Annotated in this window: 10 protein-coding genes; 3 read left to right on the top strand and 7 right to left on the bottom strand. The window is 60.3% G+C overall.

The window, feature by feature from the left end; all coding sequences use genetic code 11:
• Positions 1 to 35 precede the first annotated feature (35 nt).
• The 3 genes from ACVILI_RS10745 to ACVILI_RS10735 are packed head-to-tail and all read right to left on the bottom strand — an operon-like array spanning position 36 to position 2,616.
• Positions 36 to 710: a sugar transferase gene (locus ACVILI_RS10745; RefSeq protein ID WP_027047197.1), complete on the bottom strand. Its 675-nt coding sequence runs from the start codon at positions 708 to 710 to the stop codon at positions 36 to 38.
• Positions 707 to 1,843: a DegT/DnrJ/EryC1/StrS family aminotransferase gene (locus ACVILI_RS10740; RefSeq protein ID WP_038644803.1), complete on the bottom strand. Its 1,137-nt coding sequence runs from the start codon at positions 1,841 to 1,843 to the stop codon at positions 707 to 709. Before ACVILI_RS10740 ends, ACVILI_RS10745 begins: the two co-directional genes overlap by 4 nt.
• Before the next feature lie 50 nt (positions 1,844 to 1,893).
• On the bottom strand, positions 1,894 to 2,616 hold the full coding sequence (locus ACVILI_RS10735; RefSeq protein ID WP_019860119.1) for a nucleotidyltransferase family protein: 723 nt from the start codon (positions 2,614 to 2,616) through the stop codon (positions 1,894 to 1,896).
• Between the two features lie 623 nt (positions 2,617 to 3,239).
• On the opposite strand from ACVILI_RS10735, the gene ACVILI_RS10730 reads away from it, so the two are divergent.
• Entirely contained in the window at positions 3,240 to 3,917 is a 678-nt protein-coding gene (locus ACVILI_RS10730) for a LuxR C-terminal-related transcriptional regulator (RefSeq protein WP_019860122.1), read from the top strand.
• Between the two features lie 138 nt (positions 3,918 to 4,055).
• On the opposite strand, the gene ACVILI_RS10725 is transcribed toward ACVILI_RS10730, so the two are convergent.
• Positions 4,056 to 5,798, bottom strand: a complete 1,743-nt coding sequence (locus ACVILI_RS10725; RefSeq protein WP_038644798.1) for a sensor histidine kinase — start codon at positions 5,796 to 5,798, stop codon at positions 4,056 to 4,058.
• Between the two features lie 289 nt (positions 5,799 to 6,087).
• Here ACVILI_RS10725 and ACVILI_RS10720 point away from each other — a divergent pair, with 289 nt between their 5' ends.
• Together ACVILI_RS10720 and ACVILI_RS10715 are read left to right on the top strand one after the other, a co-directional pair.
• Positions 6,088 to 6,765 carry a helix-turn-helix transcriptional regulator gene (locus tag ACVILI_RS10720; protein ID WP_019860125.1) on the top strand — a complete coding sequence of 226 codons (678 nt, stop codon included), beginning with the start codon at positions 6,088 to 6,090 and terminating at the stop codon, positions 6,763 to 6,765.
• 258 nt (positions 6,766 to 7,023) lie between these two features.
• Positions 7,024 to 8,085: an NAD-dependent epimerase/dehydratase family protein gene (locus ACVILI_RS10715; protein WP_038652178.1), complete on the top strand. Its 1,062-nt coding sequence runs from the start codon at positions 7,024 to 7,026 to the stop codon at positions 8,083 to 8,085.
• 274 nt (positions 8,086 to 8,359) lie between these two features.
• Here the strand turns inward: ACVILI_RS10715 and ACVILI_RS10710 are convergent, their stop codons facing one another.
• The 3 genes from ACVILI_RS10710 to asnB all read right to left on the bottom strand — a co-directional run bounded on the left by ACVILI_RS10710 (position 8,360) and on the right by asnB (position 14,874).
• Complete coding sequence (locus ACVILI_RS10710; RefSeq protein WP_051726731.1) at positions 8,360 to 10,594, bottom strand: oligosaccharide flippase family protein; 2,235 nt, start codon at positions 10,592 to 10,594, stop codon at positions 8,360 to 8,362.
• A gap of 76 nt (positions 10,595 to 10,670) precedes the next feature.
• Positions 10,671 to 12,875: a GumC family protein gene (locus tag ACVILI_RS10705; protein ID WP_019860128.1), complete on the bottom strand. Its 2,205-nt coding sequence runs from the start codon at positions 12,873 to 12,875 to the stop codon at positions 10,671 to 10,673.
• Position 12,876: 1 nt separating this feature from the next.
• Positions 12,877 to 14,874 carry an asparagine synthase (glutamine-hydrolyzing) gene (asnB, locus tag ACVILI_RS10700; RefSeq protein ID WP_038644795.1) on the bottom strand — a complete coding sequence of 666 codons (1,998 nt, stop codon included), beginning with the start codon at positions 14,872 to 14,874 and terminating at the stop codon, positions 12,877 to 12,879.

The raw sequence follows: 14,874 nt of genomic DNA, 5'->3' as shown, positions 1-14,874 counted from the left end.
CCCTTGGCTGACTGGAGCGCTTTTCCTTTTGGGGTTCATACGTCGATCGGCTGTGATGGAACCCAGCCGACAACCGCCAGGACGCCACGCGCCATCCACACGATGTCGGAGACGATGGTGCGCTGCGGATAATAGGAGAGGTCGAGTCTGGCCTTGGCGGGGAACATAACCTCCCGATAGAACAGGATCGGATCCGCGGATCGGGGGAAGAAATGCGCCTCGTGCCGGAAGACAACCTGGGTTGGCCCCAGCAGGCCGGGCTTGTATTGCAGGACCGCCTCGAGGCCGCCTCGGAAACAATCGGCGAAAGCCATGCTCTCGGGTCGTGGCCCGACGATCGCCATTTCGCCTTTGAGGACGTTCCACAGCTGCGGCAGTTCGTCGAACTTTGTTGCCGCGAGGAACCGGCCCACCGTCGTCATGCGGCTGTCGCCCACGACGGTCAGTGCGAGGCCTTGGGAACCGCAGTTCACACCGAACTTGCGAAATTTGTACATGCGGAAGGGTCGGCCACCGGCGCCCATGCGGGTCTGTGCGAACAAGATCGAGCCACCGCCTTCGAGCAGAAGCGCTCCGGCGATCAAAAGCATCAGCGGTGCAAATACGATGAGCGCGGCGCCCGCGACCGCGAGATCGATCGAGCGTCGCGCCAAACCATGAGCGGGGTTTGAGACGAAGCGCCGATGAAGGGAACGGTCCGACGCATTCATGCCGCAGTTCCTGTTTGGGCACCGCCGTTGAGTGCGCTTGCAAGTGCAGCCACAACCGCCTCGGCGAGAGTTGAGGTGATTTGAGGGTGCAGCGGGATTGTCAGCTCTCGCTGAGCAAAGTCCTCTGTACGCGGCAGAGTGATGTCGGGATAACGCTCGCGATAGAACGTCATCTGGTGCACTGGCGGATAATGGATCGTGGTCTGTATCCCCTGCGTCCGCAGTTCGTCGATCACGTCCTGCCGCCTTGCGTAGCGCGGCAGGAGGATCGGCATGATGTGGTGAGCCGACGTCCGGGGTTCGCTGAATGGAATGGTCACGGCCGGGCAATGTTCCGCGATGAGGCGCCGATACAGGACGGCCAGGATACGCCTGATCTCGTTCCACTCTTGCAGGTTCTGCAGTTGAACGAGCCCGATTGCCGCACGCATTTCGTCCATGCGGTAGTTGAACCCGAGCATCGTGACATCATATTGCGGGGTACGGCTGTTCAGCCGCTGGTGCGTCCCGCTGGTCATCCCGTGCCCGCGGGCTTGGCGAACCCTGTCGAGCAGATCGGAATCACGGGCGATCACGGCACCGCCTTCCGCCGTCGTCATGTTCTTGTTGCCATAGAAGCTGAAGGCCGCCGCAGTGCCGAACGTTCCCACTTCCCTCAGGCCAGGGGCATGCGCGGCGTCCTCGATGATATGGAGCCCTCGAACCCGGGCGAACCGCTGCCATTGTTCCCTATTGGCGAGATAGCCCGCGAAGTGAACGAGGATGACCGCCTTCGTGCGTGAGGTGCACCGCGCTTCGGCTTCCGCGAGAGACATCAACGGCACGTCGACCGACTCGATATCGACGAAGACCGGAGTCGCTCCGACATAAAGCACTGCATTCGCGGTCGCCACGAAAGTCAGCGACGGGACCAATACTTCGTCGCCGGGTCCTATTCCCAGTGCATGCAGGATGAGATGAAGCGCTGCGGTGCAGGAACCAACCGCCACGCAATCTCGCGCGCCATGCATATCGGCAAAGGCCAGTTCGAATGCGCGCACCTGCTCCCCCATGGTAAGCCAGCCGCTGTCAATCACCTTTGACAAGGCTGCCTTCTCCGGCTCGCCTAGAATTGGGGCGCTCACCAAGAGCATCTTGACCTCCTAAAGATCCTTGTGATGGGTTCGGCCTCTACATCCGGATTTCATGCGGCCGCGGCGGCTACCTCGATCGAGGTCGACTGCTCTTCCCAGGCAATCGCCTGCGCATTTTGGAAGTCATCGACGCGACCGATATCGAGCCAGAGACCGTCATGCTTGTACACGTGCACGGTCGTGCCACCCTGCATCATCTGCAACATCAGGTCATCGAACCCGAATGGGATGCCCGAAGGTATGAACCGCAGGACATCCGGGTTCATGCAGTAAATCCCCATGCTGACAAGGTGGGAAAGCGTCGGCTTTTCCCGGAAGAGCTGAACGGCATTGTCGACCTCGTCGATGACGCCGAAATCCATCTTGATGAGGCGGCAGGCAGTGGCGATCGTAACCGGATCCTTATGCATGCGGTGCGCCGCCACAAACCGGCTGAGGCTCAGGTCGGTAAGAACATCGCCGTTGAGCACGACAAAGGTGTCGTTCAGTTCATCCCTGATCAGAGAGAGAGGCCCAATGGTGCCCAATGGCTCCATTTCCTGCGTGTATTTGATCTTCAGATTCCATTGCGATCCGTCGCCGCAGACGCTGCGGATCAGGTGCCCGAGATACCCGGTCGTGATATAGACCTCCTCGATGCCGTTGCGCCGCAGCCACTTCAGAAGCAGCTCAAGAACGGGCCTGGCTCCTATCGGCATCAAGGGTTTCGGTAGGACCGACGTGAAGGGCCGAAGGCGCGTACCCATCCCACCACATTGAATCACCGCTTTCATCCGATCCTCCTGATTTGCAATTGCCTGTGTCCGGGCATTTCGTGTTCGAGCTCATTCGGACCTGGCATTCCGTCAAATCCGGCTCGACCCTCGGCGGCAATCCGAACATCATACTTGAAGGGTATGTGACAGCCGGGGCGGCTGTCGTCGTGCATTCGAATGGTACCGATCCGAAGCGTTTCCGGTATTAGATAACCGTGAGATCAAGGACGGACCCAAGCATCTGGACCTGGCCATGAGACCAATGAAGCCGAACGAGTCCTGCGATCAAAAAGCAGCGATCCGCCAAGTGCCGGAACCATCCCGCGCACCCTCGGTGAAGGCAAGTGCCGCCATCAAAATGCCCTGCCGCACACCGAACATTGGAGGCGGGCACTCGATATCGCTCGGTAGGCAGGCACGGGACGCCAGCGTTAAAAAAAATAACGACGGCTCTCACAAATTAGTATTATATTAGCCATGTGTGATGTGCGTGGGTTGGGACGCTGCGACCATCACAGTGATGTGATGACCAGCGGTTGGCTACGACTTTTAGACTCACCGCGGTTCCGACCATCACAGAGGACTGGGAGGTTCCAGCGAGTGTTCTCGTCGGGAACCGGGTAACGCGTTGGGGTAGTTCAATGTATCGGATCGTCATCGCCGACGATCACGGCTTGTATCGGCGCGGCCTTCGGCTGGCACTTTTGGCTGGAATTCCAAACGCCGAAATATTCGAGGCCTCGTGTTTCGATGCTGTGGTCAATCTTCTAGAGGAGCAGGCATCCATCGATCTTGCGATCCTCGACCTGAACATGCCGGGGCTGGTTAACCAGGAGGTGCTCAGCGACGTTCTCTCTGCGTATCCTGACACACGTTTTGCGATCGTTTCCGGGGACGATTCTCGCTCGGAGATCCTGACCGCTCTTTCGATCGGGCTTCACGGTTACATCGTCAAATCGCAAAAAGACGAAGAAGTCGTTTTGGCAGTAAATGAGATCCTTGCAGGCCGGATCTATGTACCATCACTCTTGTCTCGAACGTCTGCCGACCAGAGAGCGTATGCCGCCCTCCCCTCGGTGAAAAATCCAATCCGTCAGCGCATGGGCTCAAGCGATCTTGGCAGACTGACATCGAGGCAAAGGGACGTCCTCAAGCTGATGGCGGAAGGGTACTCGAACAAGGAGATCGCCCGCAATCTGGATATTGCCGAAGCGACAACGAAAATCCATGCCGCCGCCATTCTGCGCGAGCTCGGGGTGCGAAACCGGACTGAAGCAGCCGTTTTGCTGCAAACGTGGATGTCGAGAAATATGAACTGATGTTTGCCACCCGAAGCGGGAAGCGGTTCGGACCGGCATGCATGGGATAGACTTAGGCGCGTCCCATGAACCGGCGCGCTTTTGATCGTCTTACTGTGCATGTGCCCAAATCCGAAGTCGCTTTCGGAGCGGCAGGCACTACAACTCAATCTCCTTCCGCGATAATCGCAACGAATATCGCAATCCATACTCCGATATTTCCAATTTCGGCGAATGCCCGACAAGCGGCGTGCCGTCCACGCCGATTATCATGGACCCGAACCCATGGCGCACGACGTTTGAGTTCTTCCGACCTCCCGATTCCACCCAATCGAAAACCAGATCGTCCCCTGCCCCGTCGGATGCGAATTGCCACTTAACTCCGACCTTGCCTTGTGAGTCACCCAACGCGCCGTGTTTCACGGAGTTTGTCGTCAGCTCGTGAAGGATCATCGCAAAGCTCTCTGCGACGCCACTTGGCACTGTGAGCGAGGGGCCACTGATCGTTATGTCCCGTGTCTCCTTGAAGGGCTGCAACTCCCGAGCCACGAGATCGTGGAGCATCCCCGACAGGCTCTTATGACGAGACAGGATGAGATGCGTCGCTTCCAGCGTTCTGATCCGATCGATCAGCATCTCCTTGTATTTGGCAACGTCGTTCTCGGGAACATTGATCATTTTTACCAGGGCCGTGATCACCGGGAACAAATTGCTGAACCGATGGCGGTCTTCGAGCATGATGCGCTCGTGCTTCTTTACGGCGGCGCGAAGAAGCGTGGTCTGTCGACGTTCTGTCAGATCGGCCGCCACCCCGATGCGCATTGCGCGGTCGCCATGTTCTTCCTGCCGTCCGCGCAGAGCAACCCAGCGTATGTGCCCGTCCATCCGCCTGACACGAATCTCGACGTCGTAGTTCACTGCCTGCGAGGGTTTTGCCGAGGCAGCCAATTTCGGCCAGTCGGCCGGATGGACCACGGCCGAGAGTTCTTCCAAGGGGCGGACGGGCTTGGAGGGCAGGCCGAGAATGTCCCAGAACTTGCCGGAGCCCGCGACTGTCCCCTCCTTGATATCTATTCGCCACGTGCCCAGGCGTCCGGCAGACAGAGCGAGATCGAGCCATTCCTTCTGAGCCCGGAGGGCCTCGCGTGCGGCTCGTCGCTCGGAAATATCGTCGACCACCACGAACACGCTTTCGGTGGATGCCTCGTCAGGCCGCGACGAGGACAGGGCCAGACGAGCCCAGAATGCCTTGCCGTCCTTGCGCAACACGCGAATATCGGCCGCGGACGACGCGGCGCCATTATCCAGATCCTTCAACAAGGCCCGCACGGCATCTCGATCGTCGGGAAGAACGAGCCCTTCCAGCTTCAGCTGGGCAAGCTCCTTTTCTCCGTAGCCGGTCATCTCAAAAAAACGTCTGTTCGATTGCAACAGTTCGCCACGTCGATTGGCATTTGCAAAACCCAAGGCAGCGCGCTCGAAGGCCCAACGATAGCGGCTCTCGGCTGCATCGATGGCAGCGAGCCTCGCCTCTGCAACCTCGAGCGCCCCGCGCAAATCCTGTCGCAGGCGATGGAACACGGATGCGATCAGGCCACCCGAGACCAGAAGGAAGATAGCGCTCGTCCAGTCTTCAGCTGAGAGTTGGGCGTTCAGGACGCGTCGCATCCACAAGCCGGCGGCGGCCATGAGAAGCGTTACGGCGATGGCAACCAACCGCCCTTCGAGGTACACGATAACAATAATTACGGGGATAAACGCAATAAACGTAACCCCCTGGCCGATGTATATCGTATTTATCGCTTCGAGTATTATCGATCCGGCAAGCACCAATAGCGAAGCTACATGAGCCAACGGGGTGCTTGACACGTTCGATTTAAGCCAGCGCAGATACGAACCCATGCGCCCAGACTACATCCTTATGTCTAGTTCGTCGAGACTAGGCCACGAGGAGGCAGCCTAATACCACTGCCGGATTGCCATGCCTTTGCCTGCGAATAGAATCAGGATCGGCAGGGTTCTTCAGGAAGCCATATTCAAGGAACGCTGCGGAAAAACCTTCCGCAGATTTCTACAATTGTGTCGAAATTCGAGTCGAAGGAGCAAGTTCCCGCCAGCAGGCGGAATTCGAATCAAGTAAATCACACAAGATTTACTTGAGTGGGCAGCAACTAGGGTTGGGGTAGAAGCGATGACACTGATTGAGAGGCGCAACGAAACCGTTGCAGTCAGCCAATACATTGTATTGAAAGATTCTCGTCACGCACGTCCGATACATCTTTCGGATCGGCCAGACGCCAGACCTGGCGGGCCGCAGCGACGCAGTTTGGAATCCATAACCGGCATGCTTGAGCGTATCGGCTGCGGCTATATCGTGCTGGACCGCGACAGGAAAGTAATCGAATGGAACGCAGCCGCGCAGGAGACGCTTGAGCGCCAGGGCGAAGCGGCTGACACGGCCGTCGAGCTGTCCGCGGGGCTAAGGCGGCTGGTCGCGAATGTTCCGGTCCATTTCCAGCCGGGATTACTCTCATGGGTGGTGATCCGCAGCAGAGGCGACAGGCCTGTGATCCTGAATGAGGCGGGCGTCGTCACACCCGACGGGACAAGCATCGTCGCATTGCTGGACCGGGAGAACACATCGGCGGCCAACCCTCAGACCTTGCAAAGGATGTTCGGTCTGACCAGCGCGGAGACGCAGCTGGCATTGCGCCTGGCGCAAGGCGATGCGCCCCTGGAGATTGCTCGCAGTTGGCATCTCAGTCGCACGACGATCCGCTCCCAGCTTGCCTCGCTGTTCGCCAAGACCGAAACAAGGCGTCAGGCTGAACTGGTTGCTCTTCTGGGACGCATTTCGGTCCTGCCATGAAATAGCGATTTCGGCGGGCGTCAGCACCCGCTCGAATTCAGCAAACCGAGATATGTGCCATGGCAACGCGGCCGCAAATTCTGCGGCCGCGGTTGCGCAGATTGCAAAGCTGGCGGTGCCATCTCCAGCCTGTCCACGCGCTATCGAACGCGGGCGGAGCGCGGAATCTCACAATTGGAGTGACTTGCCATGGTCGAACCAAATTCGACGGTCCACAAGCTGGCTGATGCCGCTCGTACGCGGTCGGATGGTGCTGTACTGAAACTTGCACGCGCGGGACCGATCGTCGTCACAGGTGCCGCCGGTTTCATCGGGTTTCATGTCGCGTTGCGGCTTTTGCGGCGCGGCCTTGTCGTTATCGGCGTCGACAATTTTACGCCCTACTACGACGTCGGGCTGAAGGAGGCGCGATTTGCGCAGCTCTGTGCCGAGCCGAGGTTCACTCCCATGCGGATGGACCTGGCGGACCAGGCGCGGGTGAAGGCGCTGTTTTCCGACTTCCAGCCATCGCACTTCGTGCACCTCGCCGCCCAGGCTGGGGTGCGTTATTCGCTCGCCGACCCGCATGCCTATGTGCAGTCGAATGTAGTGGCGTTTCTCAATGTTCTGGAGGGCTGCCGGCACGCCGGCGTCAGCCATCTCGTTTATGCCTCGTCGAGTTCCGTTTACGGCGCCAATCGAAGCATACCTTTTTCCGAGCACCATGGCGCCAGTCATCCGGTCAGCTTCTATGCCGCGACCAAAAGCGCAAACGAATGCATGGCGCATTCCTACAGCCACCTGTTCGGCTTGCCGGTGACAGGATTGCGCTTCTTCACCGTCTATGGTCCCTGGGGCAGGCCTGACATGGCAGTCTATACGTTCACCCATGCCATCGCCGAGGGGCGCACGATCGAGATTGCCAATGCCGGCCGCGTATGGCGAGATTTCACCTATATCGACGACATCGTAGAAGGGGTGGTTCGCGTGCTCGCCGCGCCGCCTCGTCCGGATCCGGACTGGGACAGCCGCGCGGCTGACCCCGCCACCAGTTCGGCGCCATATCGGATCTACAATATCGGCAATGACCGGCCCGAAGAAATCAACCGTCTGATCGCAATCATCGAAACTGCCCTTGGCCGCCGCGCCCTTCGCGTCAACGTGCCTTTACCTCCAGGTGACGTCCTGAAAACCCGCGCCGACGTAAGCGATCTTCGCCGCGCTGTCGGCTTCGCACCGGCGACGGCACTGGAGGACGGCGTGCAACGTTTCGTGGAATGGTACCGGGATTTCCATGCAAGCCCCGTCGGCCGAGAACGACAAGCGTTCATTCAGGCATAGGGCGAGACCACGGGAGGCCGGACGGCGAGCACACCGCCGGTTCGGCTGACGAGGCGCGCCTCCCACCAATACTCCTTCAAATGACGCATGAGGGCCATAAGATGCAAAGGCCGCGTCGGCGGGGTGCGATTGTGTCGCGAGGCAGATGACCATCGATGCGTCTTTGGGGCCGCCACTGACCTGCTCCTTCAACCATGTTGGAGGCATGGGCTAGCGGTCGCACGCCGATCGATCCGGCGCTGTCGTGAGGGACATCATCGATGGATCGGCCACTTCATTTGCCGGCTCTCAATAACCAGTTCCATTGTAGGCCGCCAATCGCGCTTGGCTTGATCGAGAGCAGGGCAGACACCAAGCCAGGCAGCATCTTCAGTCGCTTGCCGATATAGACCGCCATGGCAACGTTCCAGATGGCCAGGGCAAGCGCGACACCGACAGCCGCGCCAATTGGGCCGTATATCTCGACGCCCACGGCACAGGCTATGACGTTGGCCGCCGCGCCGGCGATCATGGTCGTTGCCGCGGCCCATTCGTTTCCGGTCATCGCCAGCAGATTCTGCTGAGGCCCGCACAGCGCAACAAAAACATAGCCCAAAATGAGAACCCGCGCGATTGGCGCTCCCGCAGCAAAGCCCTCCCCGAAGAAGCTCAAGAACGGCTCGGCAATCACCATCATTGGGATGGCCACCGCGATGGCGCCGCCCGCAGACAGCAAGGTGGCCCGCGCGAACAGCTGCTGCAGGCCTTTATGATCGCCTCTGGCATGCAGGTCGGCCGCTGTAGGCGAAAACATGGTAGCGACAGCGATGCGGGAAAGCCCCACAAGCATCGCCACGTTCAACGCCAGGGCGAAAATACCGGCCTCACGGATATGGTTGGTCCAGCCCAACACCAGCACGCCGGCACGACTGACGAAAACATCGAGGCCGGTGATGAGCATGAGCGGGGGGACGGCAAGCCACCATCCCCTCGGTTCGTAAGCGGGCTGAGCCTGCCGCAGGCCAGGTGGTTCAAACTTCCTGGCGGTGATGAACACCAGCGCAACCGTGATGGCCGAACTTGTCAGCACCGCCAGCATCACTTGCGGTGCGTGCACCGCCCACAATCCGGACCCGGCCATGATCGCCACCAATACCAGCAGCAGCCCGTCTCGCACGATGCGCTCCGGCAACAATGCCGAAACCACGCCGCCGAAAGCACGCACAAGCGTAGCGCCAATGGCATAAGCGGTAATCAAGGGTACGGCCGCCATGCCAAGCATGGTGCTTATCTCAAGTCCTCTTTGCGTATGATCCGGTTGCGCCTGCTCTGAAAAGAAAAGGACCAAGGCAGCACCCGCCATCCCGAACAGTGTCGCCGCGAGCAGCGATCTCCGCAGGGCGAATCTTATCACCCCTCGCGCCAGATCAAGCCTGCCGTTGGCTCTATAGGCGGGCACAAAACGCAACAGGGACACATTGAAACCAAGCGTTGCCAGATAGGCGAGCACGGAGGTCCAGGCTAGAACGTAGGCATAGATCCCGTAGTCGCGAGGCCCGATGAGGCGCGCAATGGCCAGCTGTGCAAGGCTGGTCAGCCCAGCACCTCCGATATAGATCAAGAGGGCGAAGACGCTCGCCCTCGCGAGCCGCGAGCCGACGTCCCTATTTCGCCGGGGTGTGGCTATTGGAAGAGCACCGGCGGGATGGCCCGGAGACTTTCGAGACACGCGACTATCGATTGCCGCAGCATGCGCAAGTGGTGCGCTTTCTTTTTGGTCTCGATTTGCGAATCCTTTATCCATCCGTGACAGCGCGGAAATGATTTGCTTCTCGACCTTACAAATACTTTTGAGCCCTGATTGACTGTCGGCGTTCTCAACGGAAACGACACTTCGGCCGGAAATCGCGAGGAGATCGTTTATCGATTCGAACACGCCAAAGGCGCTCATATTCACGTCCAAGTCGGCCTCGAAAATCCGCTCCGCCGGCGGCTCGTGCTCCATCCGATGTCTGAGACGGCTCTCAACGATCGCAGATGGCACCACCAGCCTGATGGTGAGATCGGCCGGCGGCGCGAGGCTGAGCGCCTTTTCGAGCGCTTCGCGGTCGTTGCCCCCATTGAACATCGCCAGCGATCCAATCGCTTGAACGTATCCTTGATCGAATATGACAATTTCGGGCGATTGCTTCGCGGCGCTCCAGCAACGCGAAAGGTGCAAGATATATCGCCAGATCCGGGCGCGCCACATTCGTTTCTTTGGCGGTATCAACCTCACCATCGACACCGAACTTGAAATATCGTCCAGTCGCCCGATCGACGATAGAAATATTCCAGCAGTCGAGAATATCGCCGATACTATTCTGGAGACGAACAGAATGATCCCAAGGTCGAAGCTTCCGGCCCTGGTGCTGGGCTTATAGCTGAGAGCGACCTTGGCGTGATAGCCTTTCCCGCGCAACTGCTGCGCGAGCGCATGCGCAAATGTTGTTTTGCCGGATCCTGGCGGTCCGAAAAATTCAATGATCATTCTGGGGCAGGTCCGATTGCTGGAACGCAGTTGGTTCCCTGTGGCATTTTTTGAAGAGCGGAGACGACGGTTCTCATCAAACCCTCTCCAACAGCAGGTCGGCGTTGTCCTCGAGCCTGGAGCCGGCGTACCGCTTTAAATTCACCTGGGTGAGCACACTCCCGACTGGAACTGCGACGGATCCACCGGCCCGGAGCGACTCCAGAACGCCACGGGCGATGCTGCGCCTCGTCTTGGCCCATCGAACGGCAAAAAGCACTGCGTCGGCCCAGCGCTTCAGGAGCCTGGTTTCGGGGCCTCCGAGTCCCAACGGCCCGTTGATGATGACGACGTCGTAGACCGAGAGAAGTTCTTCGGTGAACTGGGATTTGTCGACCGTGGACAGAAGCGTCAGCAGATCATCCGAAGGTGCTGGAGCGGCCATGAGATCGATGCCGACTTCTGGCATTCTCGTGATCGCATCCTGGAGCACGCAGCGTTCACTCACATAGTCTCCAAAGGAGTTGTGAGCCTTGATGGTGCCGAATTCGCCACGAAACTCGTTCGTGAGGCGCGCGTCCTTGCGGTCGAGGTCGAGGAAAAGCACCCTTCCTCCCAATCGCGTTGCCGCCAGCGCCAGGCTCCACGCCAACTCTGTCTTGCCATCGTCCAGGATGCTGGACGTCACGAGGACGATGTGCGGCGGCTGCCCCCTTCCCTGAGTTGGCGCCGCAGTGACCAGAAGGGATGTCGCCGCGCGACTGAACGGCGAGTTCTGCTGGCCCAGAACCAGATGCCGCAATTGTTTGGCATGGAGTCCCGAAACCTTGGGAAGCAGTCCTACGCACGGGATCCCAAGCTCGGCCTCGGCTTCAGCTTCGCTGCGCAAGGTCTGGTTGAACATGTTACGGATCAGGACGAAGACCGCCGCCATCAGACCAAATACGATCATGCCGGGTGGAACCAGGAAAATTCTCGACAGGGTGCTGGGATTTGACGGCGGCCATGCCGTCGACAGGACCGCTACACCTGGCGAGGGAGCGGCGATGCGCCGTATCAGGTCCTGCTGCCGGCTAAGGAGCTCGTTGTAGTGCTGTGTCACGATAGTGACCTGCGGCTCAAGGGCACGCAAGCCGGAAAGCTGGCTCGCAGTGTCGGCCACGGCCGCGTCGCGCACCCTCTTGCGGTCCTCGAGAGCCGCAACCTGGGCGCGGTAGACGTTTGCCTCGGCGGCAATGCGCGCGATGCCCTGCTCTATCTCACGGTTGATCGCACTGCCCAGATCGCCGTCCGCAGCGGCACCCGACTGACGTGTCAGGAGGTCGGCCAACACAGGCGATCCGATTTCTTCAGCGATGGCCGATACAGGGGCGCCCGCCTTTCGCAGGTCCTCGATATGGTGAAGGCGCGATTCCGAGGCGGAAAGATTGGCTTTCGACAAGAAGATCTGTCGGCCGAGCTCCGCTGTCTCATTGGCCGCGTTGTTGGCCGCGCTTTGATCAACGGCGCCATGCGTCAGCCGGTACGTCTCCAGCCGATCGGTCGCGTCGACCAGGTCCCTTTGTACTTGCGGCAGGCTGGCGACCAGCGATTCCAGTTCGCGCTGATCCGATGCACGCCGTTTCTGTACGAGATCTTCGATATACACCTGAGCGAATGTGTTCGCGACAAGCGCGGCACGTACCGGACTGGTATCGGTGAAGCCGATGGTGATGACGCGCGAGCGCAGCTCTTGTCCGACCCTCATTCCGCCCCGCAGCGTCTTCAGCGCGGCCGCATCCGCAGCTTCCGGACTTTCGGCGGCAGGTCCACCCTTCGACCAGACCCGGCTCAGCAGGTTGCCCACGAACGAGCCTGAGGTGGGCGGGACGGCACTGATGCCGCTTTTTCCGGCGGCGTCGGCTGCCTGCGGTTGGCGCAGTGCCGTCAGAACTCGGCGCAGGTGGGCTTGCGACGAGAGCATCGTCAGATGGTCATCGATGCTCGAATCCAGCGAGTCCTGGGCGGTCGCCGTAGGGTTCGAAGTGCCGGTGCTCGGGGCGTCTATGATGATCTGGGTCGTCGCCTCGAACAGCACCGGACGAGCAAAGCCCGCGAGGCCGGCCAGTATGCCGCCCAGAAGGGCCACGGCAAGCAAGAGCCATTTTCCCGTCGCCAGAGTGACGACGAGCTGATGGAAGGGAGACGGCGGTTGCACGGGCTCGCGCGGCGGTCGCCTCATCCGCGGATTGGTGTCGAGCGTAGCGACGGCCATCTGCGTGGCACGCGGAAGCCTGGCGCGGCTGGCTATGGAACCTTCCATCTCAATCCCCTGTCAGTTCGATATCGTAAGAAGCGTGCGTTGCCGGCGCCGATGGCCGCATGGCTTCGTTGCGCCATGCCTGGAACATCAGCAGCGGCCACAAGTCACGGAAATGATCCTGGTTTCCATGCAGATGATCGCGCCAACATGCGTCGACCTTCGCACAGTCGATGACCCCATCTCCGGACAGGCGTGTCGTGGCAATGATATCCGTTGCCCAGTCGCGCAGGGGTCCTCTCAGCCAGGCTCCGATCGGAACGTCGAAACCCTGCTTGGGCCGATCGACCAGTCGGCGCGGTACATAACGATCAAGGAGCTGGCGCAGTATCCATTTGCCCTTGCCACTTCGCACCTTGGCATCGGTTGGCAGGCGCCAGGCGAATTCAACGACGCGATGGTCCAGGATCGGGCATCGCCCCTCGAGGCTGTTGGCCATGGTGGCGCGATCGAGCTTCACCAGGATGTCGCCGGGGAGATAGCCGGTCATGTCGTCGAACAGGAGGCGCGACAGCAGGCCGTCGAGCTGTGTGGCGCTGGCATTGGATGCCGCTGGCTTGTGATGAAGAAGCTTGTTGGTCGAAGATTCCGTCAGCCGCTGAAGCAGTTGGTCCTCATTTGCCGCCGCGAACAGGCGGGCGAGGCGGTTCAACCGGTCACCGCGCAATCCGTGCCGCATGTTCGCCGAAAGCGGCAGGCTGCCGAACATGTCTTTCTGGGAGGCCTGGGCGAGCAATCCTGCCCCCGCCGCCAACATCCGCCGAAATGATGATGGCAGCTCATGCTGCCTTCTGAGGCGGGTTGCCAGGAAGTGTCGAGAGTAGCCCGCGAAGCACTCGTCGCCGCCATCGCCCGACAGAGCCACGGTGACGTGCCGCCGGGCGAGGCGCGACACCAGCAGCGTCGGTATCTGCGACTCGTCGGCGAACGGCTCGTCCCAGATCCTCGGCAACTCCGGGATGACCTCAAGCGCCGCGGCCGGTGAAAGATGAAGTTCCGTATGGTCGGTGCCCAGATGCCGCGCAACCGCGGCCGCATGAGGGGCCTCGTCGAACCCGCTCTCGCCGAACGCTATGGTGAACGTGCGAACGGGCGTCGGGGACTGCGCCTGCATCAGGGCGACGACCGCCGAGCTGTCAATTCCACCCGACAGAAAGGCGCCAAGCGGCACATCGGCAACCATTCGTTCTTTGACGGCAAGGCGAAGCAGGCTGTCGAGTTCGGTCGTAAGGTCCTCGTCGCTGCCGGCGATCGGATTCCGCTGCGCCTTGCAGGCGACATCGGCCAGCGACCACCAGCGGCGAATGCGATGCGCAAGCGAGCCGGCGCCACGGGCATTGGCGAAATCCGCCGCCGTCACCGACAGGACTGAACCGGGCGGCAGCTTGAACACGCCCTGCCAGATGCAACGGTCATCCGGCACCCACCCTTTCGAAAGCATCGTCGCCGCCGCATCGACATCGAGTTCAGGGGCGAAGCCCGGGAAGCAGGTGATCGCCTTCAGCTCCGAGGCGAAGACAAGCGCTTCAGGTGTCGAGGCGACGTAGAGCGGCTTTTTGCCCATCCGGTCGCGGGCGAGGTGGAGAGTCCGGTTCTTCAGATCCCATAGCCCGAAAGCAAACATGCCGGCGAAGCGCGCAAGTGCCGCCTCGAGACCCCAACTCTCGATCGCGCACAGCATCACTTCCGTGTCGCTGGTGCCGCGGAAATGGTGGCCCGCCCCTTCCAGTTCGCGGCGCAGATCGCGAAAATTGTATATTTCGCCATTGAAGGTAATGACATACCGGCCGCTCGCGGAGTGCATCGGCTGGCGACCGGCCTCCGACAGGTCGACGATGGCCAGACGCCGGTGCCCGAAGGCGATCCCGGCTTCACGGCTCGTCCAGAATGCCTCGCCATCGGGCCCGCGATGACGAAGGGCCATCATCATCGGCCCGATCGCCCTGAGCGAGTTGGTATTGGCTGCATCGGGCGCCAAGAGGATTCCGGCGATCCCACACAT

It is taken from the genome of Mesorhizobium sp. USDA 4775, from assembly GCF_054062655.1.
Note: the sequence above shows the minus strand (reverse complement) of the source record. Positions and strands in the feature narration are given on the sequence as shown.